The sequence below is a fragment of the Rhodococcus sp. NPDC056743 genome (genome assembly GCF_042790355.1).
Classification (GTDB): Bacteria; Actinomycetota; Actinomycetes; order Mycobacteriales; family Mycobacteriaceae; genus Rhodococcus_F.
In genome coordinates this window covers 365,308-392,112 of sequence record NZ_JBHTZI010000003.1, presented here as the reverse complement: position 1 = coordinate 392,112, position 26,805 = coordinate 365,308, and the positions used below count along the sequence as shown (strand labels likewise).

1 protein-coding gene is annotated in these 26,805 nt (G+C 64.5%); it reads left to right on the top strand.

Going from position 1 to position 26,805, the window contains the following annotated elements:
- The first annotated feature begins 184 nt into the window (after positions 1 to 184).
- A complete protein-coding gene (locus tag ACFRFQ_RS09080; RefSeq protein WP_378655875.1) occupies positions 185 to 26,770 on the top strand; it encodes a non-ribosomal peptide synthase/polyketide synthase in 26,586 nt (8,861 codons plus the stop codon).
- The last annotated feature ends 35 nt before the right edge of the window (positions 26,771 to 26,805 follow it).

Here is a 26,805-nt window from a genome sequence, read left to right as displayed (position 1 = left end):
GCCGACCCAGAATCGCGCACGTATCGCAATCAATCACGAATCGCGATCAATGAAGTCCGGTGGGCTCGCACAGGGTCGTTCATGGTTTCCACTCTCGATGTCGAGGCGGTGCGATGTACTTCTTCAATCCCCGAACCACACCTTTCGGTCGCCATTCCCAGCGAAGCACGCGGGGGTGGTTGTGATGAGTACCGACAACCTGAGTACCGACAACACAGGCGAACAGTCTCGAACTCTGCCGGCGGGGGCGTTTCCGTTGTCTGCGGTGCAGCGGAGTATGTGGTTTGCGCAGCAGTTGCACCCGGCAGTTCCGTATTTCATCGCGCAGTACATCGAGATCCACGGCGATCTGGACATCGACTTGTTGTCGCGCTCAGCGGTGACGGCAGCGCACGAGTTCGAATCACCCTTCTTGCGGTTGATGTACCCGGACGGCGAGCCGTGCCAAATTGTCGACCCGACGATCGGCGCGGAGGTCGACTACTTCGACTTCCGCGGTTGCGACGATCCGCGTGACGCCGCGGCAGAGTGGATGGACAACGACCATGCGACGCCGCTCGATCTGACCCGAGATCGCCTCGTCGAAATGACGATCCTGCAAACCGGGGATCGAGATTACCTGTGGTACACACGAATTCACCACGTGGCCCTGGACGGCTACAGCGGCATGACCATCATCAACCGCATCGCGGCGCTGTATACCGCGGAACTGGAGGGGCGCGAGCCTGCGCCGAACAAGGCGCTCGATGTGGTGAAGCTGTCGGAGCTGGACCAGGCGTATCGCGCGTCGAGCCGATTCGACGCTGACCGACAGTACTGGGCGCAGCGCATCGCGGGCGTGGACCACGGATCGACGCTCGCCGACCGGGAAGCGCCACCGCATGCACATTCCCGGATTGTGACGGGCGCGTTGTCGGAAACGTCCGTCGCAGCGCTGGACGAGTGGAGTTCGCGTTCGGGCGCAACACCGGCTGCTGTGCTGATTTCGGCGTTGGCCTGCTATCTCTCGCGTCGCACCGGACATCGGGACGTGTTGATCAACTTGCCGGTCTCGGCCCGCACCACTGCGCCACTACAGCGTTCGGGCGGAATGTTGGTCAATGTTGCCCCGCTGCACATCGAGGTGCTTCCCGGAGACACTGTCGACGATCTGGTGGGGCGGGTGCAGCTCGAGCTACTCGGCGCGCTTCGGCATCAACGGTGCAGCCTCGAGGACATTCGTCGTGATGCCGGACTGTCGGTGGAAGACCAGCGGTTGTCCGGGCCGATGATGAACGTGATGCTCTTCCGTCAGGAGATCACATTGGGTCCGATCGTCGGCGAGTACCACATCGTGACCTCCGGTCCGGTGGAAGATCTGCTGGTCAACATCTATCAGAGCGGCAGCCCGGTCAAAACGCTGATCGAGTTTCGCGCCAACCCGGATCGCTACGAGCGAGCCGAACTCGACGAGCATCACACGCATTTCGCCGAGTTGATACGTGAGTTGATCGCGGCCGGTCCGGGCACACCGCTCGATCGGATTCATCACAGGACCGCTGAGATCGGTAGGGAGCGCACCCGCGCCCGCGAGCTCGAGCAGTTCTGGGCCAGGGAGATGACGGACGCCCCCGAAGGCGCATCGCTTGTGCTCGACCGTCCGCGCACCGCTGATCGCCGCGCGGAGATCGGTACTTTGCGCACTCCGATCGCACACGAGTTGCATCTGCGCATGCGCGCAGCGGGCGCCGACGCGTTCAGCCTTGTTCACGGCGCACTGGCGATCGTGCTGTCTCGGCTGACGAACACCGACGACATAGTGATCGGGGCTCGATTTGCACCGGGCGCACCGCTGGTGCCGCTCCGCAGCGCTGTCGAACCAGCGCAGGCCTGTGCCGCTATGCTGAATGATATTGCCGCCCATGACAATATGGTTCGTCAGAATAGTGGTGTTGGCACCCAGAGCGCCGCCGGACTTCATGTCGTCCTGAACGACGGACCTACCAACCGCACCATCGCGGGCGCAGACCTGGCGATCGGTCTCGTCGACGACGCGGGAACACTGACCTTGGACGCCACCTACGACCAGGCCCTTCTCGACGAGCACACTGCGCGGCAGGTGCTCGAGCGAGTGCAGCGGGTATTGGTCCGGGCGCTGGAATTTCCCGACCTGGCAGTCGGTGACCTGCCGATACTCGACGGCACCGAAGGGGAATTGCTCCGCCCGGTTCCCGGTCCCGCAGCGGCGAGCCCTCGCACACTCGCACACATTCTGTGCGCCGCTGCAGAATTGAATCCCGACGCCGACGCGATAGTCATGGGCGAGAAGGTGCTGACGTACCGCGAGCTCGACGCCCACTCGAATGCACTGGCGCGAGAGTTGATTGCGCGCGGAGTCGGCCCGGGGACGTATGTGGCGCTCGCGCTCGCACGCTCGCAGGAATCGGTGATCGCGATCTGGGCTGTGGCAAAGGCCGGGGGGGCGTTCCTCCCCGTCGACCCGCACTATCCGGCTGACCGGATCTCGCACATGCTGACCGACTCCGGGGCGACGCTCGGGATCTGCACCGACGATGTCCGGGGCGGGTTGGGCGATACGGTCGACTGGATTGTGCCCGCCGACGTGCAGCTCGGTTCGACGGACCCGATCACTGGCGCAGATCTGCTCAGGCCGCTGCGACTCGACGATCCCGCGTACCTGATCTACACGTCGGGTTCGACCGGTGTGCCCAAGGGCGTTGTGGTCACTCATCGCGGTGTGAGCAGTTTTGCCGAGGAACTACGAATCCGCTTCGGCACCACCCCCGATTCACGGACCCTGCACTTCTCCTCGCCGAGCTTCGACGCATCGGTTCTCGAACTCCTGCTCGCGTTCGGGGCAGCGGCAACGATGGTGATTGCGCCACCCACCGTCTACGGCGGCGAAGAACTGGCGGAGGTCCTGCGCGCCGGCGAAGTAACGCACGCATTCATCACCCCGGCAGCCCTCGCGACCGTTGATCCCGACCACTTGCCACTACTGCGTGTGATCGCCACGGGCGGTGACGCGAGCTCGCCGTCTCTCGTCGAGCACTGGGCTGGTCACCGATTGATGTTCAACGCGTACGGGCCCACCGAGACGACAGTTGTCGCCACCATGGCCGGTCCACTGCGCAGCGATGCGCCGGTCACGATCGGGCAGCCCGTCCGCGGAGCGTCGGTGATGGTGCTGGACGCACGGTTACACCCCGTGCCACTCGGAGTGGCCGGGGAGTTGTACGTCAGTGGCGTCGGGCTCGCCCGCGGCTACCACGGACAGGGCGCCACGACGGCTCAGCGTTTTGTCGCCGCTCCGAACGGGATGGCCGGCGAGCGGATGTACCGGACGGGCGATCTGGTTCGCTGGACCGCCGACGGTGAGTTGGAATACCTCGGTCGCAGCGACTTCCAGATCAAGGTCCGCGGTTTCCGCATCGAACTGGGCGAGATCGACGAAGTGCTGCGCCAGCACCCGAGCCTCGACGACGTTGTGACAGTCGGTGTGACCGGCAGCAGCGGCCAGACGATGCTGGCGTCGTACGTCACGGCTGCACCGCGGATGCGTATCGAGGTACCGGAGGTGACGGCGCATGCCGCGGCCGCCCTGGCACCGCACATGGTGCCCTCGCGCATCGTGGTGCTGGACGCGATTCCTCTCACACCCGCCGGGAAGATCGATCGCAACGCCCTCCCGGCGATCGACGAGGCGTCGGGGATCAACGAGTACCGCGCGCCGGAAAGTTCCACCGAGAAGCGCGTGTCGGCCGTGTATTGCGACCTACTCGGTATCGCGCGCGCCGGCACCGACGACAGCTTCTTCGACCTCGGCGGCGATTCGCTGATTGCGACGCGGGTAGTGGCGCGGGTGAACGGTGCGCTCGGTACGTCGTTGAGCGTGCTCGACCTGTTCGAGGCGCCGACCGTGGCCGGATTGGCTGCGCGCGCGGATTCCTCGAATTCACGTGAGACCCTTCTCCCACCGCTCACGCGGATTTCGCGACCCGAACCGATTCCGGCGTCACTGGCGCAGCAGCGCATGTGGCTGATCAACCAACTCGACCCGGCGTCACCGGCGTACAACATTCCGATCGCCGTGCACCTGACGGGTCCCCTGAACGTGGCGGCGTTGTCGACGGCGCTGCGTGACGTGCTGATCCGCCACGAGTCGCTACGCACGGTGTTCCCGGCGACCGCGTGGGGCCCGGTGCAGAAGGTTCGGGGCGTCGCCGAGGTCAACCAGGAACTGACCGTCGAGACCATTCCCGCCGGCGCGATGCGTGCCCGAGCTGGTGAGTTGGCGCGTCTGGGGTTCGACGTCACGTCGGCGCCTCCGGTGCGGGCGGTGTTGCTCGAAGCCTCGGAGCACGACCACGTGCTGGTACTGGTGGTACACCACATCGCCGCCGACGGACTGTCGATGACGCCGTTGGCTCGCGACGTCATGGTGGCGTACTCGGCTCGGGAGTCCGGACGGGTTCCGGCGTGGTTGCCGCTCGAGGTGCAGTACGGCGACTTCAGCGAGTGGCAGCGACGCGTTGTCGGTGACGCGGCAACGCCCGATTCGATTCTCGGGTCGCAGTTGGATTTCTGGCGCGGAGAACTCGCGGCCCGCGACGACCTTCCGGAACTTCCGATGGACCATCCGCGCCCGGCGCGTGGATTCCTGCGCGCCCACGACGTGAACTTCACGATCGACGCACCGACCTATCACCGCGTCGCGGATATCGCGGCCAAGCATGACGCCAGCGTGTTCATGGTTGTGCATGCTGCGTTGGCGGTCCTCCTCGCGCGGGAGTGCGGCGGCAACGACATTGTCATCGGCACACCCGTTGCCGGGCGAAGTGAGCGTGCGCTCGACGACGTTGTCGGCATGTTCGTGAACACACTGGCCCTCCGCACCGTCGTCGACGCGGCCGCGAGCTTCGAAACCGTCGTCACCCGCACGCGCGCCACCGATGTGGCAGCACTGCGGCACAGTGACGTTCCCTACGACGTGCTGGTCGACGCCCTGAGTGGTCACGGTGGTGACTCGCCACTGTTCCAGGTCATGCTTGTCATGGAGGGCGCGACGCCCACCGAGGTCACACTGCCGTCACTGAACGTATCGGTGGACGAATTAGACACCGGCGCAGCAAAATTCGACCTCCAGGTCATTGTCACCGAGCGCGGCGATCACCTCGAGGGGCGATTGAACTACGCGAGCGATCTGTTCGACTCCGACACCATGTCCGGATTGGCCGATCGATTTGTCACTCTTCTCGACACTGCGACGCAGCATCCGGATTCCGTCGTCGGAGACATCGACCTGTGCGCAGTCGGCGAGCGCGCGTTGGTACTCGAGCGGTGGAACACGACGTCGCGACCGCTCGAGGCACTCACCCTCGACGATCTGACCCGCACCCAAGCCGAGCGAACTCCCGACGCCGTCGCGCTGCGCTTCGGCGGCGCCGCACTGACCTACCAACAGTTCGACAACCAGGTGAACGCACTGGCACGAACGTTGATCGATCGCGGCGTCGGACCAGATCAGCGCGTCGCGGTGGCGATCCCACGCTCGCTGGAACTCTTGGTGGCAATCCATGCGGTGATCCGCAGCGGGGGCGCCTACGTCCCGGTTGACCCGGATCATCCTGAGGAGCGAATCCGGTACGTCCTGTCCGTGGCATCCCCGGTGTGCATCCTCGGCAGCAGTGGACACCACGGTCACCTGCCGGCGGACATCGACGTTGTCGACGTCGAACTCGGGGCAGCGCCGACCCGCCCGATTACCGACGCCGATCGGATTTCTCCGCTCCGCCCGGACAACATCGCCTACGTCCTATTCACCTCAGGCTCCACCGGTCGACCGAAAGGTGTTGCCGTATCGCATCGTTCGATAGTCAACCGGCTCAAGTGGATGCAAGGCGCCTACCCGCTCGAACCGTCGGATGTCGTGCTGCAGAAAACGCCCATCACATTCGACGTCTCGGTCTGGGAACTGTTCTGGCCTCTGCAGACCGGTGCGGAGCTGGTGATCGCGGCGCCGGACGGTCACCGCGATCCGAACTACCTGTCGACGTTGATCGCCGAATCGCGCGTCACCGTGGCCCACTTCGTGCCCTCCATGCTCGCGGAGTTCGTTGCTGCCGCGTCCCGCGCCGACTGCGTCAGTCTTCGCCATGTCTTCAGTAGCGGCGAAGCACTACCGCCGGCCACCGCGATGGCCCTGACCCGCGTGAGCGATGCCGCCCTCCACAACCTGTACGGACCGACAGAGGCTGCTGTGGACGTCACCGCGGCCGAATACCTGCCCGGACCAGGAGTGTCGGTTCCGATCGGCGCTCCGGTCTGGAACACCGCGGTGTACGTGCTCGACTCGCGCCTGCATCCGGTTCCGGTCGGCGTTCACGGCGAGTTGTACCTCGCGGGCGTGCAGTTGGCGCGCGGATATTTCGGCAGGAGCGAGCTCACCGCCGACCGCTTTGTCGCCGATCCCTACAGCCGAACCGGGGCCGCTCGCATGTACCGCACGGGCGACATCGTGCGATGGCGGGTGGACGGTCAACTCGACTACATCGGCCGAAAGGATTTCCAGGTCAAGATTCGTGGCTTGCGGATCGAGCTGCCCGAGGTCGAGTCGGCGATACTGCGCACTCCGGGAGTCGTTCAGGCAGCGGCACGTGTTCATCACGATGGCACCCTCGGTGATTCTCTCGTCGGATACGCGATCGGAGAGAAGGGGGCTGCGCTCGACGCGGATCGGATTCGACAGATGCTTCGGGACGAACTCCCGTCGTACATGGTTCCGTCGTCGATCATCACGATGGACGCTTTTCCTCTCGGATCCACCGGAAAGCTCGATCGAGCGGCATTGCCTGATCCCACCTTTACGAGTGCGTTCGCGTTTGTCGCACCCCGCACGCCGCTCGAGCAGACCGTGGCAGACGTCCTCGTCGATCTCCTCGGTGCCGACGAGATCGGTGTGGACGACAATTTCTTCGACATCGGCGGCAACAGTCTGATTGCGGCCCGCGCGATCGCCCGCGTCAACGACGCACTCGGGGTGAGCCTGTCGATCCGCGACATCTTCGACGCACCGACCGTCGCCGGTTTGGCACTGATCTGCGAGAGCGCGGCACGCGCGGCGACAACACTTCCTCTCGAACCGCAGGTGCGTCCGGACCGAATCCCGTTGTCTCTGGCCCAGAAGCGCATGTGGTTCGTCAACCAGTTCGATATCAGCTCGTCAGCGTACAACGTGACGATCGCTATCCGGATGCGCGGCGACCTCGATCGTGGCGCCCTGCACAGTGCGCTCGGTGACGTACTCGATCGGCACGAGTCGCTTCGCACGTCGTTCCCGATGATCGACGGCGTTCCCGCCCAGGTTGTCGCGACGACGGAAGACGTGTTGCCGTCACTGCCCCTGATCCGCTGCTCGTCCGACGAGCTCCGCAGCCGGATCAACGACGTGGCCACGGCCGGATTCGACGTCACTGCCGCGCCGCCGATCCGAGCGGAATTGATCCAGGTATCGACCGACGAACACGTCCTTGTCGTGGTGGTGCACCACATCTGCGCGGACGGTTTCTCGATGGCGCCCCTGGCAATCGACGTGATGACCGCATACTCCGCTCGCTCACGAGGTTTCCTGCCGAATTGGTCCACGTTGCCAATCCAGTACGCAGATTTTGCCTTGTGGCAGCAGAGAGTGCTCGGCGACATCACCGACCACGGGAGCGAACTGTCCCGCCAACTCGATTACTGGACACACCGACTCGAAGGGCTCCCAGAAGTTCTCCAACTGCCGACGGATCGTCCCCGTCCGCCCGTTCAGGATCTGTCCGGCGCCGCTCTGCGGTTCGAGATCGACGCGGACGTGCACCGACGACTGCTTGCCACCGCGCAGAATTCTCGCAGCAGCCTTTTCATGGCGATGCACACAGCGTATGCGCTGCTACTGGCGCGACTGTCCGGGATGGACGACATCGCGATCGGTTCACCGATCGCCGGCCGAGGAAACGCACTGCTCGACCCGTTGGTCGGCATGTTCGTGGGAACACTGGTCCTGCGCACCGGGTTCGATCCCGCTCGCTCCTTTGTCGACGCACTCAGCCAGGTACGTGGCATCGACCTCGACGCCTTCGACAACGCCGACATCCCGTTCGAACGCGTCGTGGATGCGCTGGCACCGCAGCGGTCGACGTCGCACTCGCCGTTGTTCCAGGCGATGCTCGAGTTCAAGAACACCGAGCGGCCGACCCTGACCCTTGACGGTCTGGACGTGGAACTTCTCGACCTCGAGACAGTGGTGTCCAACTTCGATCTCCAGTTGACGCTTGCCGAGACATTCGACGAACACGGCGAACCAGCGGGTATCGAAGCCGGATTCACCTACGCGAGCGCACTGTTCGAGCGCTCCACCATCGAGCGCTTTTCCGAGTATCTGATTCGAATCACCGACGCCGTCACCCGTGATCCACATGCGCCGGTCGGTGACATCGACTTGCTCGGCTCTGCCGACGGTCACGCCGCCGACTCGCGCACACTTCCCGAACCCGCATTGCTTCCGGACCTGATCTCGGCGAACTACCGTAGCGATTCGATCGCGATGGCCTTCGACGGAATCGAGATTACCTACGACGCTGCCGATCGGCACGCCAATCAACTTGCGCGAGTGCTAATTTCGCATGGTGCAGGACCGGAGACCGTCGTGGCGCTGGCCCTGCCTCGATCAGCGACATCAGTGCTGGCGATCTGGGCGGTTGCACGAACCGGCGCAGCGTTTGTTCCCGTCGACCCGTCGTACCCGGCGGACCGGATCAAGCACATGATCACCGACTCCGGCGCGTGTGTCGTCGTGACCACCACAAATGACACACACACCATTCCGTCGGACGTGAGCACGGTTGTTCTCGACACGATGGATGTCCGCGCAGAGTGCGCTGCGGCGTCGGATCAACCGATCCAGGATGCGGAACTGCGCGCACCCCGATCGCTCGACCATGTTGCCTACGTCATCTACACGTCCGGCTCGACGGGGCTCCCCAAGGGCGTCATGGTCAGCCACCGGGGCCTGGCGGCGCTCGCCGAGCAGGAGCGCACCACATTCGGAGTCGGTGCACAGTCGCGGACCTTGCATTTCAGTTCACCGAGCTTCGACGCCTCGATCCTCGAACTGCTGCTCGCGGTGAGCGCGGGCGCAACGATGGTGATCGCGCCGGCGTCGATGCTCGGCGGCGACGAACTCACGGCACTACTCCGTGACGAGCATGTCACTCACGCCTTCATCACCCCCGCCGCGCTGGCCACCGTCGACGGAAGCGGCCTGGACGAACTCGAAGCCGTCGGGACCGGCGGCGACGTCTGCCCACCGGAACTGGTAGCTGCCTGGGCGCGCCCAGGGCGGATCATGATCAACGCGTACGGGCCGACCGAATCGACCGTCGTCGCGAGCATCACCGAACCGTTGGCGCCGTCGCGACGCGTCAGTATCGGGCGGCCGTCGCTCGGGATCACCGCATCCGTTCTCGACGCGCGTCTGCACCCCGTACCGATCGGTGTGGCCGGCGAGCTGTACGTCAGCGGCGACGGTGTGGCGCGCGGGTATCGAAACCTCACCGGTGTGACAGCCGAACGCTTTGTCGCCGATCCGGGCGGAGCCCCAGGGGCCCGGATGTACCGGACCGGTGACCTGGTCCGCTGGAACGGTGGGGGCGAACTCGAGTACCTCGGGCGCAGCGACTTCCAGGTCAAGATCCGCGGCTTCCGCATCGAACTCGGCGAGATCGAAACAGCACTCACCCAGTGCCCAGGGGTCGCCCAAGCCGTCGCGACCACGGTCGAGCGTGACGGTGGACCGGCACGCATTGTCGGATACGTCATCGCCTCGGACACCGAAGTCTCGCTCCTGAGCCCGGACGACGTCATTGCGGTGGTCAGTACCCAATTGGCCCCGCACATGGTGCCGTCGACGGTTGTCGTCCTGGACGAGTTGCCGCGCACGTCCAACGGAAAGCTCGATCGCCGCGCACTCCCCATCCCGGACTTCGCTGCCGCCCGAACACACTCGCGAGCAGCAGAAACCGAACTCGAGGCATCCCTTACCGCGCTGTTCGCCGACGTACTCGGGCTGGACTCGGTCGGCGTGGACGATTCGTTCTTCGCGCTCGGCGGCGATTCGATCATGTCGATCCAACTGGTGGCACGCGCACGTACGAGCGGCATAGTGTTCTCCCCGCGTGAAGTGTTCGAAGCCAAGACCGTCGCTGCTCTGGCAGCACTGATCGAGCTCGCTGACGACGCCGCCCCCATCGTGTTGGAGGAACTGCCAGGTGGGGGAGTGGGGTCCATGCCGCTGCTGCCGGTGGCGCACTGGTGGCTCGATCGATTTGCCGAGAACACGGCGGGCCTGGATTCGTTCTCGCAATCCGCACTGCTCAACGCCCCCGCGGATCTGAATCGCACCGAACAGCTGACTGCCGCAGTACAAGTCGTTCTCGACCGGTACGGAACACTGCGTGCTCGGCTCGAACTGCAACCGCACCGGGCATTGGTGGTCGGTGAGGTCGGGAGCGTCGACGCGGCCCAGGTATGCCGGCACATGCAGGTGGACGCCGAGCCTGGAACCGAGGAGTTCGACACTGCGATTGTCGCCGCACTCGATGACGCCCGTGACGCCTTGGATCCACGCAGCGGGTCGATGATCAGAGTCACCTGGTTGTCCGGCCCCACCGGTACCGGACGCTTACTGTTCGTCATTCACCATCTGGCGGTGGACGGTGTCTCCTGGCGGGTGCTCGTGCCAGAACTGGCGGCAGCATTCCATCAACTCGACGCCGGTCTCTCACCCGCCGCAACGTCGGCCCCCGGTGAGACGTCCCTGCGGCGCTGGGCAACCGCACTCGCCGAGATCGCCCCGACCCGGCGTAGCGAGATCGACCTCTGGCGCTCCATGCTCGCAGGCTCGGATCCGCAAATCGGTTCACGGCCGCTGGACCCCCACCTCGATACGGACTCGGCGTTGGCGCGTATCTCTGTCGACGTTCCGGTGGAGGTGTCCGAAACGGTGTTGACCACATTGCCCGCGCTGTACTCGGGCTCCGTCAACGACGGACTGCTGGCAGCGCTGGCACTGGCGGTTACTCAGTGGCGATCATCGCGCGGAGTTCGCGCCGACGACGTACTGGTCTCGATGGAGGGGCACGGCCGCGAAGCGCACGTTGTCCCTGGGGCCGACGTTCTCCACACACTCGGTTGGTTCACCACCGTCTTCCCGGTGCGTGTGAATCTCTCCGACGTCGATACCGCCGCGCTCCTCGCCGGAACGGGGGATGCCGGACCGCTTCTCAAATCCGTCAAGGAACTTCTGCACGGAATTCCGGACAGCGGAATCGGATACGGGCTGCTCCGCTATCTCGACGATGTAGGGCAGCAACAACTATCGGGGCCGGCCGCACCTCAGATTTCCTTCAACTACCTGGGCCGATTCGGCGGCTCCGAATCCACCGAGGGTGCAGGCGACTGGGCGTTGACCGTGGATGTCGATCTGGAGGCATCCGCGCGGGGATCCGACATGCCGCTCGCGGCTGTCCTGGACGTCAATGCCGTCGCCACCGACATCGACGGGCGGCCACAATTATCAGCGACGTGGGCGTACCCGTCCGGCATCCTGTCGGCCGGCGACGTCCGTGAGATCGCGGACCTGTGGGTTACTGCGCTCACCGCGCTGGCCACCCACGCCGAGAACTCCGAGCGCGGAGGGCTGACCCCGTCGGATCTCCCGTTGGTGGACCTCGACCAGAACGCTATCGACCGCTTCGAGGAGCAGATCCCCGATCTGGCCGACATCTGGTCACTGTCACCCCTGCAGGCAGGTTTGCTCTTCCACGCGCGGTACGCCGAACACACCGTAGATGCCTACACCGTGCAATTGACCCTCGACCTCGAGGGCGTCGAGCCCGCTCGCCTCCACCGCTCTGCTCAGGCACTGCTGGATCGGCACGACAACCTGCGTACCTCGTTTGTCACCGACGAGGCCGGCAACTCCGTGCAGATCGTCCACGCGGATGCGGTGGTCCCGTGGACCGAGATCGACATCTCGCCGCTGCCGGTCAACGAGCAGGACACCGAATTCCACGAACTGCTCCGTGCGGACCGCGTCCGCGGGTTCGACATGGCCGTCGCTCCGTTGCTGCGTTTCCTGCTCCTCCGTACGGGGGAGACCACCTATCGGCTGATTCTGACCAACCATCACATCCTTCTGGACGGCTGGTCCATGCCGTTGCTGCTGCGGGATTTGCTGACTCTGTACGCGACGGATTCCGACCAGAGTGCCCTCTCTCGCGTTCATCCTTACCGCGACTATCTCGAATGGCTCTCACGACGGGACACCGATGCTGCACTGACAGCCTGGTCGCACGCCTTGGCCGGGATGGACGAACCGACCTTGGTCACGCATGCCCACACGGCGGAGGATCTGACCACCACGTCGCGTGAGACCTTCCTCGAACTCGATGTCCAGCGAACCGAAGCCATACGCGGTTTCCTTCGATCTCGCGGACTCACCATGGCAACGCTGATTCAGGTGGGCTGGGGGATCGTGTTGAGCGAGTTGCTCGGACGCGACGACGTCGTCTTCGGCGGCACGGTGTCCGGGCGTCCGCACGAGGTGCACGGCATCGAGTCGATGATGGGACTGTTCATCAACACCGTTCCCATCAGGGTGCGCCTAGACGCCCGAGAGTCCTTGGCCAACTTGTGCATTCGCGTACAGGATGAACAAACCGCACTACTCGACCATCATCATGTCGGCCTGCCCGACATCTCGGCCGCGGTGGGCGGCGCTGCCACGTTCGACACATTGACCGTCTACGAGTCGTACCCCGTCGATCGTACCGGGTTGTCCGCCGGCATCGACATCGCCGGAATGCACGTACTCGACGTTCACGACGCGCAGGACGCCGCGCACTACCCGTTGGCCGTCATCGCTTCCACCGACGGCGGCATGTTCAAGCTCAAGTTCGAATACTTTCCGGGCGCACTCGCCGACCCGGACGTCGACGCGGTAGCCGACCGGTTGATGCGGACCCTCGAACTCATTGCCGCGCAGCCCGACCTGCCGCTCGCTCACCTGTCCCTGATGCCCGAACACGAAATGCGCGAACTGGTTCCTGCGCGTGGGACACCGGGCCGATCGAATCGCACGCTTGCCGAACTGTTCACCGACGCAGCAGCCCGTTTCCCGGACCGGATCGCGGTCGCCGCCGGCGAGCGCCAACTCACCTACCGTGAACTGGACGCCGCCTCCGATCGTCTCGCCCGGATGCTGATCGCCGACGGCGTCGTACCCGAGGATCGGATCGCGATCGGCATCAGTCGATCCGTGGAATCCGTCACCGCGATGTGGGCGATCACCAAGGCCGGTGCCGCCTTCGTTCCGGTTGATCCGCGCTATCCGCGTGAGCGCATCGAGTTCATGCTCACCGACTCCGCCGCACACATCGGCATCACCACCACCGAGCATTCCGGTGAACTACCTGCCGATATCGGATGGATCGAACTGGACTCACCCGACACGCAGGCCCGTCTGGGCACCTTCGCATCGGGCCGCAACGTGAACCCCACTCGCTTAAGCAACGCCGCGTACGTCATCTACACCTCCGGATCGACCGGGCAACCCAAAGGCGTGCTCGTCACGCACTCCGGACTCGAGAACTTCGCCGACGAAGAACGTCAGCGCTTCGGGATAGACGAGCAGTCCCGCACCTTGGCATTCTCCTCGCCAAGCTTCGACGCCTCCGTTCTCGAATACCTCCTCGCGTTCCCCAACGGCGCCGCCCTGGTGATGGTGCCGACCACCGTGTACGGCGGCGAGGAACTGACTGCCGTCCTGCGCGATCAGACGGTCACACACGGCTTCTTCACCCCGGCAGTGCTCACCTCCGTCGACCCGAGCGGCATCGACGCGTTGACGTCCGTGATTGTCGGCGGTGAAGCCTGCCCACCGGAATTACTGCACACCTGGGCGCCCGGACGGTCCTTCCACAACCTGTACGGGCCCACCGAAACCACGATCGGCGCCAACATCAGCGACCCGATACCTGCCGACGGCACCGTCGTCCTGGGTGGGCCGATCCGGGGCGTGCGCGAACTGGTCCTCGACCGACGCCTCCAACCCGTGTCCGTGGGAGTACCGGGGGAGTTGTACATCGCCGGGGCCGGACTGGCCCGCGGATATCACCAGCGCACCGGGCTGACCAGCGAACGCTTCGTAGCCGACCCCTATGGGGCGCCGGGCGAGCGGATGTACCGCACCGGCGACGTCGTGCGCTGGCGCGCGGACCGTACCGTCGAATACCTCGGGCGCAGCGACTTCCAGGTCAAGATCCGCGGCTTCCGCATCGAACTCGGCGAGATCGACGCTGCCCTTGCCGCACTGCCCGGCGTCGAATTTGCCGTGACCCTCGCCGTCCACGGACCTGCCGATCAACAGGCACTCGCGTCGTACGTCCTCATCGACCATGACGCTGCCGTGACCGTCGCCGGCGTCCTCACACACGCGCGTGAGCACCTGCCGGCGCACATGGTTCCAGCGAGTGTAGTGATCCTGCACGATATTCCACTGACCGGAACCGGAAAGGTCGACCGGGCTGCACTCCCGGAACCACAGTTCGACACCGCCGGCGGAGAATTCACGGCCCCGAACACCGAGTTCGAAAGACTTGTCGCCGCAGCCTTCGACGAAGTCCTGGAATCGGGACCCATCGGCCTCGACACACACTTCTTCGATGCCGGCGGAAACTCGCTCACCGCGACCCGCGTCGTCGCACGAGTCAACGCCGCGCTGGGCTGCGACATCGGCGTCCGGACCCTCTTCGACGCCCCGACGGTACGGGCCCTGGCACAAGCCACACAGAACGCCGGTCGTGATTTCGCCGTGCGAGTGCCACTGACCCCGGCCACGCGCCCCGACCCCATCCCGGTATCCGTCGCGCAGAAGCGGATGTGGTTCCTCAATCAATTCGACACCAGCTCACCGGCATACAACATTCCGCTTGCCGTCACCTTGACCGGAGAACTCGACCGCGACGCGTTGACCCGCGCATTCGGCGACGTCCTCGATCGCCACGAAAGCCTGCGGACGATGTTCCCCGCCGCCTCCGGCACTCCGACACAGCGCATCGTCCCCACGGGTGACGTTCCGCTGAACCTGGAACCGGAACTCGTCGCCGAACGGGCTCTGATCAATCGCATCCTCGAATTCGGGTCAGAGGGATTCGACGTCTCGCGCGCGGTCCCGATCCGCAGCACACTGCTCGAGATCGCTCCGGATCGCCACGTCCTCGTGGTCGTCGCTCACCACATCATCGCCGACGGCTTCTCCATGAACCCGCTCGCACTCGATGTTGCCGCCGCCTACGCGGCGCGCAGCACCGGCAGCGCGCCGACCTGGGCGGAACTGCCGGTCCAGTACGCCGATTACACGTTGTGGCAGCACGCGAACCTCGGCTCGGAGGAAGAATCGGACTCAGAGATCTCCCGCCAACTCACCTACTGGACACACCAATTGGTGGACCTGCCCGAACCCATCAACCTGCCCACCTCGTACACCCGTCCGGCAAAGCAGTCGATGCACGGCGCCACCGCGGCGTTCGAGATTCCGGCGACCACCCACCGCCTCCTTGCCGACGTAGCCCGCCAGCGCGGCGTCACCATGTTCATGGTCCTGCACAGCGCCCTCGCCGCTCTGGCCGCGCGCCTGTCCGGCCAGAGCGACATCGTGATCGGAACACCTGTCGCCGGCCGCGGCGAAGCGGAACTCGATCACATGATCGGCATGTTCGTGAACACCCTGGTCCTGCGGACCCCGCTTTCACTCGACTCCACGTTCGCGGAACTACTCGATCAGGTGCGCGACATCGATCTCGGCGCGTTCCAGCACGGTGATCTACCGTTCGAGCGACTGGTCGACGCACTGGATCCGGAGCGCTCCACATCGCACACCCCGCTGTTCCAGATCCTCCTCGAATTCCGCAACAACGTGGTGCCGACTCTCGACCTTCCCGGCCTGAGCGTGTCCGGGGTGGACATCGACCTACCCGTCGCCAAATTCGATCTACAACTCTCTGTCACGGAACGATACGGGGAACACGGCACTCCCGACGGAATCGACGCCGAGTTCATCTATGCCACAGATCTTTTCGACTCCGATCTCATGGCGACCTATGCCCGCCGGTTTGCCGAACTGCTCACCGGCGCGGCGCACGAACCGGCAACCAAGCTCGGCGACCTCGACGTACTCGACGACAACGAGAGTCGTACCCTGCTGACCGAATGGAACAACGCCGGCCATGCGTCGCTCACGGTGGATGACACCATCGCGGACCGCTTCTACGCGAGCGTCGCAGCGCATCCCGGCGCAACAGCCGTCGGCGACGGCACCACGTCGCTCACCTACGCCGAACTCGACGGGCGCGCGAATCGCCTGGCCAGGCTACTGATCGCGCAGGGGATCGGACCGGAATCCGTCGTCGCCGTCGCACTGCCCCGCACCACCGAACTGGTGATCGCGCTCCTTGCCGTGATCAAGGCCGGTGGCGCCTACCTGCCGATCGACGTCACCTACCCGGGCGAGCGCATACGATTCCTCGTCGCCGACGCGCAACCAGGCGCCCTGATCACGTCCGACGAGTTCCTGCGGATGCTGCCGGAGGGTCTCACCGAGGGTTCCAGCCTGCCGGTAGTCGAGCTCGGCTCGCCGGAAACCGACCTGCGCCTCGAGCGCCTCGCGCCGTCCCGGATCACCGACGCCGATCGGCTGGTCCCACTGCGCGGCGACTCGACCGCCTACATCATCTACACCTCCGGATCGACCGGTCAGCCCAAGGGCGTGCTCGTCTCGCACCACAACGTCCTCACACTCATGGACAACGCGTCGCCGACATTCGGCTTCGACGACACCGACGTGTGGACGATGTTCCACTCCTACGCCTTCGACTTCTCCGTCTGGGAACTGTGGGGCCCGCTCCTGCACGGTGGGCGACTGGTTGTCGTCGACTACTACACAACCCGCTCGCCGGACATGTTCGACGAACTGCTGCGCCGCGAAGGCGTCACGGTCCTCAACCAAACGCCGACCGCGTTCTACCAACTCGCCGAAGCCGACCGTGGTCATCACCCGGCGCCCGGTGAACCCGACCTGGCCTTGCGCTACGTCATTTTCGGTGGGGAAGCGCTCGATCTCGGTCAACTGCGCAAGTGGTTCGACCGCAGGCCCACCACCCCGGCACTGATCAACATGTACGGCATCACCGAGACCACCGTCCATGTCAGTCGCATCGCATTGAGCCGCGACGACGCAGATCGAGCGTCCGCCAGCATCATCGGCCGCGGACTCCCAGGAATGAACGTCTACGTCCTGGACCAGCGACTACGCCTGGTTCCACCCGGCGTCGTCGGAGAAATGTATGTATCCGGTGACCAGATCACCCGCGGGTATCTCGGAAAGCCCGCCTTGACCTCTACGCGGTTCCTACCCGACCCTTTCGGTGGCTCGGGGGATCGAATGTATCGAAGTGGGGACCTTGCGAAGTGGAACGACGCGGGGCAGCTGGAGTACGTGGGACGCAGCGATTTCCAGGTGAAGGTGCGCGGATTCCGCATCGAACTCGGTGAGATCGAAGCCGCCATGCTCCGCTGCCCCGGCGTCGCGCAATCAGTTGCGATCGTGCGCAGCGACGGTGGCAGCTCGAGAATCGTCGGATACGTTGTGCCCGAAGCAGGAGCGAGCATCGATTCCGGCGCAGTGACCGTATCCGTGTCGGCTGAATTGGCGTCGTACATGGTGCCGACCGTAATCGTCGTCCTGGACGAGCTTCCGCTGACCGTCAACGGAAAACTTGATCGCGGCAAGCTCCCTGCCCCCGACTTCACGTTGCTGACCCTGGGACCGAAGTCGAACCGAAGCCCCTCTACCGCAACAGAATCCGTGCTCGCCGATCTCTTTGCCGACGTACTCGGCCTGCCCGCCGTCGGCATCGACGATTCCTTCTTCGGGCTCGGCGGCGATTCGATCATGTCGATCCAGCTGGTCTCCCGAGCCAAGGACGCCGGGCTCACCTTCACCCCGCGCGACGTGTTCGAAGCAAAAACCGTCGCCGGACTCGCCCAGGTGGTCCGCAGTGAACCACTCGAAACAACCCCCGCTTTGGAAGAACTCCCTGGCGGCGCAGTCGGAAGCATGCCACTCACTCCGATCATGGAATGGCTACTCGAGCGAAGCGGCGGCGATCTCGAACTGATCCGCAGCTACAGTCAAAGCGCGCTGCTCTCCCTGCCTCGTCACACTGTCGACCGCGCGCTGGACGAAGCTCTGCAAACCCTGCTCGACCACCACGACGCATTGCGGAGTCGCCTCGAACCCGCCACTCGCAGCCTGATCGTCGCAGAACCCGGAACGGTCCGCGCATCGGACGTCCTGCACCGCCTGGAGATCACCACAGACCACGGGCCGGAATTCATGCGTGCCGCCGAAGAAGCCATAGCCCAGGCGTCGCGGCGTCTCGATCCCGAAAACGGCCGGATGATCGCGGCGGTGTGGCTCGATCCGGTCGGAGCCAGCGCGCGTGGACGGTTGCTCCTGGTGATCCACCACCTCGCCGTCGACGGTGTGTCGTGGCGACTACTCGTCCCCGATCTTGCGGCCGCATATGCCGCTGCCGAAGCCGGCACCACGGCCACGCTGCCCGCCGGCGGGACGTCGATGCGCCGGTGGGCAACCGGCCTCGCCGAACAGGCACCAGCGCGCCGCTCAGAACTGGCGCGGTGGGAAGCCACCGCCGGCCGTGACGCCTTGCTCGGCAACAGAGCACTCGACCCGGCCGTCGACCTCGGTTCGACCGTGGACAAGATCACCGTCGACGTCGATTCCGCAGTGACCGACAACCTCCTCACCGCAGTGCCACAGCAGTTCGGCGGATCGGTGAACGACGGCCTACTCGCCGCACTGGCGCTGGCCGTGACCGGGTGGCGTCACTCGCACGGCAAGCGCGGCACCGACGTCTTGATCAATCTCGAAGGCCACGGACGCGAGGAAGCCGCAGTACCGGGAGCCGACCTGTCTCGTACCGTCGGCTGGTTCACCACCATCTTCCCGGTTCGACTCGACCTCGCCGGCGTCTCCGTCATCGACGCTCTGTCCGGCGGCGACGCCATCGCGTCGGCAGTGAAATCGGTGAAGGAAACCCTACTCGCGGTGCCGGACAACGGCATCGGGTTCGGAATGGCCAAGTACATCGCCGACGCCCGATCGCTGCAGGCACTTCCGGTGCCGCAGATCTCGTTCAACTACCTCGGACGGCTCGGCAGCGCCGACACCGGCGCCGAGGAAGTCCCGTGGTTGCCGGTTCCTGGGGTGGCCCTCGACGAACCACACAACGGACAACTCCCCGCGGCGTCGGTGCTCGACATCAACACCGTGACCACGGACAGTGGCAACGGCCCGGTTCTGCGCAGCACATGGGCTTTCCCGCGCGGCATCCTCACCGCTGCCGACGCGACGGAACTAGCCGAACTGTGGATCCGTGCCCTAACCGCACTCAGTAACTACGTCCAGGCGAGGGACACCAGGCAACTCACCCCGTCGGACCTCGAACTCGTCACGCTCGATCAACCTGCGATCGAACACCTGACCACACGATTCCCCGATCTGACGGACGTCTGGTCCCTCTCACCACTGCAATCCGGACTCTTGTTCCACGCACAATTCGACGACACCGGTATCGACCCGTACATGGTGCAGTTGACGCTCGAACTCGGTGGACGCATCGATCCGGACCGCATGCGCCTCGCCGCAGCGGCACTGCTCGATCGCCATCCCAGCCTGCGAGCCGGATTCATCGCAGCACCAGGTGGCCGCGCATTGCAGATCATCCGATCCGGCGTGACGAGCACCTGGACCGAGGTGGATCTGTCCCATCTCCGGCCGTCGGAGATCGAATCGGAGTGGACACGCCTCCTCGCGGCCGACCGCTCACAACGTTTCGATATGGAAACAGCACCGTTGATCAGGTTCATGCTCGTCCACATCAGTGACGCCTCGGCTCGACTCGTCATCACCAACCACCACATCCTGCTCGACGGTTGGTCGACGCCTTTGGTGCTGCGCGACCTGCTCACGCTGTACGCCACCAACGGTGACCCCGAAATCCTCCCTCGCGCACCGCACTATCGTGACTACCTCGCCTGGCTGACCACCCGCAACAGCGAAACATCTCTCGAAGCCTGGCGAGACGCGCTGCGGGGGATCGACACACCAACCCTGTTGGCTGCGTCCACCGAGAGCACTGAGCAGACGAGCGAGGTGTGCTCGGTCAGTCTGTCGCCCGAACGGACCGACGTTCTCCGTGCCTTTGCCCGCTCGCACGGACTGACCATGGCAACGGTCGTTCAGGCCGCGTGGGGAATTGTGCTGGGGGAGTTGCTCGGCCGCGACGACATCGTATTCGGTGGAACAGTCTCCGGGCGTCCACCCGAAGTGCCCGGGGTTGAATCGATGGTGGGTCTCTTCATCAACACGGTTCCCATACGTGTCCAGCTGAACGCGCGAGAATCATTGTCCGAGTTGTGCGTCCGAATCCAGGGCGAGCAAGCCGGCATGCTCGACCACCACTACGTCGGGCTCACCGACATCTCCGCAGCAGTCGGCCCCGCGGCTTCCTTCGACACTTTGACGGTCTTCGAGTCCTACCCGGTCGATCGCGCCGGACTGTCCGCCGGTACCGATATCGCCGGCATGCACGTCCTGGGAATCGACGGCCGCGACTCCGCGCACTACCCCCTGGCGGTAGTTGCGTCCGAAGACCGCGCCCTCCACATCAAGATGGAATACCAGCCCGCGCAGTTCACCGAGCGTGACACCGAAATCATCGCCGAACGCCTGCTCATCGTGATCGAGCGCATCGCCGCGGCGCCCGACCAGCCGCTCGCGAAGACGCACATCCTTACCGAATTCGAAAGCCGCGACCTTGTCCCCGTCTTCGGCGCCCCCGGACGATCCACTCGGACGCTCCCCGAAATATTTGCCGACGCCGCCGCGACGTTCCCCAACAACGTCGCACTGTCGGCAGGCGAACGCACACTCACCTACCTGGAACTGGACCGCAAATCCAACCAACTGGCCCGCGAACTCATCAAGCGCGGAGCCGGACCGGAAACCGCCGTCGCAATCGGCATCGCCCGCTCGATCGAATCTGTACTCGCAGTGTGGGCCGTCACCAAAACCGGGGCCGTCTTCGTTCCCGTCGACCCCAACTATCCAGCCGATCGTATCGAACACATGCTCACCGATTCGAACGTACTGTTCGGCCTCACCACCAGCGAATCCGTCGATTCACTCCCACCAGCCGCACCGTGGCTCGTTCTCGACGAGGAACCCTTTGCCCGAGACGTCTCACTGGCGTGCACACTCCCCATCAGTCAGGAGGAACGGCTCGGCGCCTTCAACCTGAACAATGCCGCCTACATCGTCTACACCTCGGGATCCACCGGAAAGCCGAAGGGCGTAGTCGTCACCCATTCGGGTCTCGACAGCTTTGCACTCGATCAACAACGACGCTTCCACGCCGACCACACTTCGCGCACACTGCATTTCGCGACCCCCAGCTTCGACGGCGCAATCTTCGAATACCTGCAGGCCTTCGGTGTGGGAGCCACGATGGTACTGGTACCCACCGATGTCTACGGTGGCAACGAACTCGCCGACCTCATCAGAACCCAACACGTCACACACGCCTTCATCACCACCGCCGCCCTCGCCACCGTCAACGCCGAAGGACTCGACGAATTCCGCCACGTCGCGGTCGGGGGAGAAGCCTGCCCACCACACCTCGTCACACAATGGGCTCCCGGACGCGAACTCACCAACGCCTACGGACCCACCGAAACCACCGTCATGGCCGATATCAGCGCACCCATGACCGTCGGCGCACCGATCACCATCGGCGGCCCCATCCGAGGTGTCAGCGAAATCATCCTCGACAGCAGACTCCAACCGGTACCCGTCGGAGCGCAAGGAGAGCTGTACATCGCCGGCGTCGGACTGGCCCGCGGATACCACCAGCGCACCGCGCTGACCAGCGAACGTTTTGTCGCCAACCCTTACGGCAAGCCAGGCGAGCGGATGTACCGCACCGGCGACCTCGTTCGCTGGCGCTCCGACCACACCATCGAATACGTCGGTCGCAGCGACTTCCAGATCAAGGTGCGCGGGTTCCGCATCGAGCTCGGCGAAATCGACACCCAGATCACCTCCATCGACGGTGTCACCAACTCCGTCACCCTCGGAGTCGAAGGACCCGGCGGCGCCACCGCCCTCGCGTCGTATCTCACCGTTTCGAAGGGATCCGACCTCAGCCCCGCCGCAGTTGTCTCACACCTGTCCGGGCGTCTGCCAACCCACATGGTGCCCACCAGCATCACCATCGTCGACGAACTACCACGCAACGCCGTCGGAAAGATCGACCGAAGCGCACTGCCCGCACCGGACTTCAGCGCGCCGGCCACAGAATTCCAGGCGGCACGGACGCCACTCGAACGGCAGATCGCAGCAGTGTTCGCCGACATCCTCGATCTCGACAAAGTTGGCGTCAACGACAACTTCTTCGATCTCGGCGGCAATTCGTTGATCGCCACCCGCGTAGTGTCCAGGCTCAACACGGCACTCGAACTCGACCTCGGAGTGCGGACGATCTTCGAATCGCCTACGACCGCGCAACTGGCAGCACTGATCGCCTCGCAGCGGGACGACGGACCGTCGACCAGCATTCACGTCCCACTCACGCAGTTCGAACGAACCGGAAACGTCCCGCTGTCGCTGGCCCAGAAGCGGATGTGGTTCCTCAACCAATTCGACACCAGCTCACCCGCCTACAACATCCCGTTTGCCGTGCGATTGACCGGTGACCTGGACACCAATGCCATGAAAGCCGCAATCCTCGACGTCGTCGGACGCCACGAAAGCCTGCGAACCGTTTTCCCGACCGCGGACGGCGAACCGTTCCAGAAGGTGCTCGACGTCGCCGACGCCCTGCCAACCGTCGCTACCGCAACTGTTCGACCCGACGACCTCGTCAGTCGAATCGGCGCGCTCGCTCAGGAGGGATTCGACGTTGCCGACGAACTCCCGTTGCGCGTCACTCTGTTCACCGTCGACACGCCAACCAACGTAACCGAACACGTCCTGTTCGTCGTGGTCCACCACATCTGCGCGGACGGCGCATCCATGGCGCCACTCGCACGCGACGTCATGACCGCCTACCTGTCCCGAACAGCCGGCATCGCACCGGCCTGGGAGCCGCTACCCGTTCAGTACGCCGATTTCACACTGTGGCAACAACATGTCCTCGGCTCCGAATCCGATCCGACATCGATCATCAGCAGCCAAATCGGTTACTGGGACGTACAACTCGCGGGGCTCGACGATGTTATCGCGCTACCGACCGACCACCCCAGGCCGCTCCAGCAGACCTTCCGCGGTGACCGCTTCGACTTCCACATCGACACCGATACGCACCGCGCACTCACCGCACTGACCCATGAACAAGGCGTCACGATGTTCATGGCACTCCACGGTGCGCTTGCCGTGCTCCTGGCCAAACTCTCCGGAGCAGACGAAGTCAGCATCGGCACACCCATCGCCGGACGAGGAAAGGAAGAACTCGAGAGCCTCGTCGGGATGTTCGTCAACACGCTGGTCCTACGCACCTCCGTGGACCCCGATCAGACGTTCACCGAACTCCTCGACGCCGTCCGGGACACCGACCTCGCCGCCTACCATCACTCGGACCTGCCATTCGAACGACTCGTCGACGTAGTCAATCCCACCCGGTCCACGTCGTACTCACCGCTGTTCCAGGTCGCACTCGAATTGCAGAACAACGAGCAGGTGAAGCTGGAACTACCCGGTCTCACCGTCGAAGCACTCGGAACCGAATCCAAGACGGCCAAGGAAGACCTCGAACTGGTCGTCAACGAATCCTTCGACGCGGAGGGACAACCCAACGGTATGTCCGCGGCCTTCATCTTCGCCGTGGACCTCTTCGAGCCCGACACCATTCACACATTGGCGCACAGGCTCCAACTGATCCTCGACGCCGTGATCCGCGGTACAGACATTCGCGTCGCCGACATCAACATCCTCGGCGCCGACGAGACCGAATCACTCGTCCCCGCACTGGGCGCCGACGCCACCCGGCCGCGCACGTGGCCCGAAATCCTCGAGACCGCTGCCGCACTGAACCCCGACGCACCCGCAGTCTCCAGCGAAGAACGCACCCTGACCTACCGAGAACTCGACTCCGAAGCGAATCGACTGGCTCGAGTGCTCCGCGCCCGGGGAATCGGGCCGGAAGACTACGTCGCCCTCGCCCTGCCACGATCGGCCTGGGAAGTCATCGCGATCTGGGCGGTCGCCAAGACCGGCGCCGCCTACCTGCCCGTCGACCCGAACTACCCCCACGAGCGCATCACCCACATGCTCGACGATTCGCAGGCGGTACTCGGATTGACCGTCGCCGCACAGCACGCGAAGCTACCGCCGAACATCGACTGGATCATGGTCGACTCCGAACAGACCAACCGCGAACTCACGTCTACGAGTGCAGCCAGATTCACCGATTCCGAACGCACCAGACCACTGCGCCTCGGGCACCCCGCCTATCTCATCTACACATCCGGATCTACCGGAAAGCCGAAGGGCGTCATCGTCACCCACCTCGGCCTGTCCAACCTCAACGCCGAAGAACACCAACGCTTCAACGTGCAGACCAACTCGCGCATCGCGCACCTCGCATCGCCGAGTTTCGACGCATCGGTCTTCGAACTGATGATGGCGTTCGGCAGCGCCGCGTGCCTCGTCATCATTCCGCCGGCTGTGTTCGGCGGATCCGAACTTGCCGAGATCTTTGCCGGCGAACACGTCTCCCATGCCTTCATCACGCCCACCGCGTTGAGCTCCATCGAAAGCTCGGCACTACCGGAGCTGCAAGTACTCGCAGTCGGCGGCGAAGCATGCCCCACCGAACTCGTCGACACCTGGGGACGCGACCGGCGGATGTTCAACGGATACGGGCCCACCGAATCCACCATCCAAGCCGCCGTCAGCACGCCGATGCGGCCGGGGAAGAACATCAACATCGGTCGACCCGCCATCGGATTTGCCGGACTGGTACTCGACGCCCATCTGCGGCCCGTTCCCGTGGGAGTCATCGGCGAGCTCTACGTCACCGGACCCGGCCTCGCCCGCGGCTATCACCGGCGCCCCGGACTGACCTCCGACCGCTTTGTCGCAGACCCGTACGGTGAACCAGGACAACGGATGTACCGCACCGGCGACCTCGTTCGCTGGAACTCCGACCACACCCTGGAATACATGGGACGCAGCGACTTCCAGGTCAAGGTCCGCGGCTTCCGCATCGAGCTCGGCGAAATCGACTCCGTTCTGATGTCGCACCCGTCCGTATCCTTCGCCGCAACCCTCGGCCAGGACACTCCGTCCGGCGACACCATGCTCGCGGCGTACGTACAGCCGGTCGACGGGCACACCATCGCGGAAGCCGAACTGCGGCATCATCTCTCGTCCAGGCTGCCCGCGCACATGGTCCCCGCGGCAATCATCGTCGTCGACAAGATCCCGATGACGCCCGTCGGCAAGCTCGATCGTCGCGCACTTCCGACCCCCGATTTCGAGAACCGCACTGTGCCGTACGCACCACCGACTACGCACACCGAGGAGGTGGTAACCGAGGTCTTTGCATCCGTACTGGGTGTCGACCGTGTCGGTATCGACGACAACTTCTTCGACCTCGGCGGCAACTCCATCGTCGCAACGAGGATCACCGCCGAACTCGATCAACGAATCGGCCGACGCGTCCGACTGCAAGCACTCTTCCTCGATCCCACACCCGCAGGCGTTGCCCGCGCCGCCGACCAGCTGGAACACGAGAACCAACCCGCCGACATCTCGGCCATCCTCGCCCCAGCGGTCACGCTGCGCGGCGGCGGAACCAAACCGCCGGTGTTCTTCATCCACCCCGGTATCGGGTTGGCGTGGGGATACGCAGGATTCGTCCAGCACGTAGACGTAAATCGCCCTGTCTACGGACTCCAATTACCGGCTCTGAGCGGAGGACCCAACTTCAGTACCCTCACCGAACTTGCGGAGAACTACGCAGACCGCATCCAATCGCTGGCACCCAGCGGCCCCATCCATCTGGTCGGGTGGTCACTCGGCGGCGTCATCGCCCACGCGGTGGCCCACGAACTCGAGAAGCGACAAGCGCAGGTATCGACTGTTGCCATCCTCGACAGTTACCCGTCCACCGACGACGAGCAACCGGGTGACCTCTCCGTCGCCGAACTGATCGCGGGCCTGGGCCTACCGGCGGGGGAGACAAACGTCGCGACCTTCGACGAGGCCGCCAACCTTCTCGAGCGAACACTCGGGCCCGGCACCGGCATCGAAGCAGCTCATCTCGCCCGGATCAGTGACGGATATTCCCACTCCGTCGAACTGGTCAATGCTCACCGTCCGCCGTACTTCGGTGGCGACGTCGCGTTCTTCGCAGCAGGACGATCCAACGGAAACGGTCACAATCTCGGCGAATGGCGAGAATACGTGGGCGGAGAGATCACAGTCGACACGGTCGACTGCGCGCACAACGAGATGATCGATCCGGGCCCCTCCGCCTACGTAGCGGCAGCGTTGCGAGACCGTCTCAATTCCGGCGATGCATGAAACCTGCATCCGCGGGGTACTACTACGCACTAAGG